Origin of the sequence: Rudaea sp. (assembly GCF_036383415.1) — a bacterium.
Taxonomy (GTDB): Bacteria; Pseudomonadota; Gammaproteobacteria; order Xanthomonadales; family Rhodanobacteraceae; genus Rudaea.
In genome coordinates this window covers 1-3,195 of record NZ_DASVOK010000435.1, presented here as the reverse complement: position 1 = coordinate 3,195, position 3,195 = coordinate 1, and the positions used below count along the sequence as shown (strand labels likewise).

3 protein-coding genes are annotated in these 3,195 nt (G+C 67.4%); all 3 read right to left on the bottom strand.

From position 1 onward, the window contains the following. On the bottom strand, positions 1-1,418 hold a 1,418-nt coding region (locus VF497_RS15735; protein ID WP_330890435.1), incomplete at its 3' end, for a hypothetical protein. Further along, positions 1,418-2,422, bottom strand: a complete 1,005-nt coding sequence (locus VF497_RS15730; RefSeq protein ID WP_330890433.1) for a stage II sporulation protein M — start codon at positions 2,420-2,422, stop codon at positions 1,418-1,420. The genes VF497_RS15735 and VF497_RS15730, both read right to left, overlap by 1 nt. Positions 2,423-2,425: 3 nt before the next feature. Next, a complete protein-coding gene (locus VF497_RS15725; RefSeq protein WP_330890431.1) occupies positions 2,426-3,106 on the bottom strand; it encodes an RDD family protein in 681 nt (226 codons plus the stop codon). Between the last annotated feature and the right edge of the window lie 89 nt (positions 3,107-3,195).

Below are 3,195 nucleotides of genomic sequence, written 5' to 3'. Positions count from 1 at the left end.
CAGTCGGCTTCGGTCGCTCCGGGCGGCAGCGGCGTGCCGGAAATCTCGACCAGCCTCGCCACCGAGCCGCGATAGAACAGAGCGAGCGCCTCGCGCACGCGGCCTTCGCGCCAGAGCGCGCGTACGGCCGCGGCGAGATCGTCGGGCAAGGCCGCAGGTGCGCTTGGTTCGTCGCCGAGGATCAATTCGTCTGGCGTGCGTGCGCCGGCGATGCGCGCGGAAATCCACGGCAGCCAGACGCGGTGCTTGGCGATCAGGAAAACGATCAGCAGCGCGAACAGGATCCACAGACCGAATTGCGCGATAAAACCGACGATCCGCCCCAGCCCCTCGGCCCACCAGGGCAGCTTGACCGGAGGCGTGTCCTTTTTCTCGGGCTCGGGAATGCGCCGCTTCCACTCCCACATATTTTCGTGCGGATCGAGGTCGTCGCCCACGTAGGCCTGCCTGACCGAATCGCGAAAACTTTTGCCGTCGTTGCGATGCGCTTCGCCGAGCAGCTGTTCGAGCGTCGGCGCCTTGGCCTTCTCGTCCTCGTCCACGCGTGGGCGCTCGATCAGTTGCCTGATCTTCTTGTCGAATTCGTCGCCATCGTCGGCCGCATGCGCCGCACCGATCATGCAGGCACCGATGACGACGAACGCCAGCACGGCGGCGCCCTGCGCCAGGCGCGCAGCCGTGCGCCGGAACGCGAGTTCGATATCCCAGCCTTCGAGCTGCACGCGACGATTGAGATAGAGGCCGAAGCCGGCACCGACGAAACAGGGTTCGACCGCGCTCATCGCGATCCAGGCGAGGAAATTCGCCAGCACCTCGGCCCAAGCCGGTGGATTCTCGAACAGCGTCTGCCACGTCGCCTTGACCGAGTCGCTGAAGAATTCGACCGGCACGAACATGAGCCCGAGCGCGATCAACGAAAAGAACAGCACGGCCTCGATGTTGGCGCCGAGCAGGGTCAGCAGCATGTTCGGCGAGGCGCTCACCTGGGCGAGCACGGACACGCGCGTGTGCCGCAGCGCGCCGGTCGGCGCCTCGAGCATGTCCACCGCGATCAGCATCGCGCGACCCGGATGCAGGCGCCGCCAGGTCAGCCATGGCAGCAGCGCGCGGCGGCCGAAATCGCGTTGCGCGTGCAGCGTCTCGCGCAGCGTCGGTACCTCGCCGAACACCGCGCGCGAGATCACGAACAGCGGGATGCGATCGAACGCCGGCTTGAACCACCACAGCACGAGCGCCGCCCACCACGGCCGATCGACGGCAAAAAACACGAGATTCAACACTGCGAACACCGGCAAGGTGATCAGCACCCATGCGGCGTAGATGCGCAGCGCATGCGCGCGCACGAGCGCCACGCCGAGATCGGCCGCTTCCCACGGGGTGCGCGGGCGCAAGGCGATGTTGAGCTGGTCGACACGCATCAGCTCTTTCCTTCCGTCGCCTCGCGGCCACGCCCGCCGCGCCACAGCCAGAGCAAGATGCCGCTCCACATCAACGCGCCGAAGCCGAACTTCACCACGCTCGGCATCCACGCGATCGACGACCAGTAGGCTTCGATGAACGCGGCGAACACGAGCATCGCGAACACGCCGAGCACGAGCTTGGCGCCGATTACGCCGGACTCGGCCAGCGCGCGTGCGCGCGTGCGCCGCCCGGGCGCGAGTAGCGCCATGCCGATCTGCAGGCCGGCGCCGCCCGAGATCACGATCGCAAGCAATTCCGGCGCCGAGTGGCCGGCGACGAAGCGCCAGAATGGCCCGCCGTAGCCGATCGCGGTCAGGTGGCCGGCGATGCCGCCGATGAAGACGCCGTTGAACAGCAACACGACGACCGAGCCGACGCCGGCGACGAGTCCGCTCGCGAACGTGCGGAAACCGATGCTGACGTTGTTGAGGATATAGAAGCCGAACATCGCAAGATCGGTGCCACTGCTGCGGCCGAGCGCCTTGGCCGCGGCCGCAGGGTCATACATGGCCTCGAACTCGGCGATCTGGTCGGGCGAAAACAGCGAGTGCACGAGTTCGGGCCGGTATTGCAGCAGTACGATCGCGCCGATGAGCGGCGCGAAAAACAGCGCCGCCGCCACCACCATCGCTCGCCACTGGCTGCGCACGAGGTGCGGGAATTCCGCGGCGAAGAAATCGGCGACGCGTGCGAGCCGCGGCGGCGGCGGCCGGTACAAGACGAGATGGCCGCGCTGGACGAGATCGGCGAGGCGCCGCGTCAGCGCCTGGCTGTAGCCGCGCTTCTCGGCCAGTGCGAGCTGCTGGCAGATGCGGCGATACGCGGCAGGGAAATCGACATCGTCGAACGATTCATCGGCAGAGCCCTTCGCCGGCGTTGTCGCGCGCGAGCGCGAGGCCAGCCAAGCCTCGAACCTCGTCCATTCCTGCCCGTGCCGTGCCTGGAAAGCTTCCTGCTGCATTGTTCAACGCCGCCCAAGGATGCCGTTGGCGATGCCGAACAGGCGCTGCACCGCGAGCGTGCCGCGCGTGCCGGTCAGCGCCGGCAGCAGGTCAGCGAGTTCCTCCTGACGCTCGGGCGTGAGCTGGCCCGCGCGCTCGGCGAATTCGACCACGGCGGCGCGCTCGTCGAGCTTGAGTACGTGCGACGGCAATACCACCGGCACCAACGGCACCTCGACCGCCTTGCGCGGCGCATCGACGTAGACGACGAGCGTGCCGGCGACGATGTCGCCGAGACGGCGACTGCGCGCATCGGCAAAGCTCGTCACCAGACCGAAGCCATAGAACACGGGCAGCATATCGACCGTACGCATGAGATTGCGCAGGAACGAGGCCAGCCAGGTCACCGGCGTGCCGTTCGCGTTGATCACGCGCAGTTGCATCACGCGCTTGCCCGGCGTCTGCCCGTCGCGCAGCACCTCGAACAGCACCGGATAAAACCAGAGCACGGCGAACAGCGCGATCGCGTAGAGGCCACGGCCCGAACGACCGACGAAGATGATCGGGATCGACACGATCCAGATCACGCCGACGCGGATCGCCGCGTCGACCGCCCAGGCGATCGCGCGCGGCATCGGCCCGGCCGTGCGCAGCGGCAGCGCGATGCCTTCGGGCGTCTGCACTTGCGCGACGGTGTCGAGCATGCGGCTGGACCGGCGGTCAGGCCTTGACCACGATGGTGTCGGCGATGTGATCGTGGATACAGCGGTAGTCACCGCGGAAGATGAGCAGC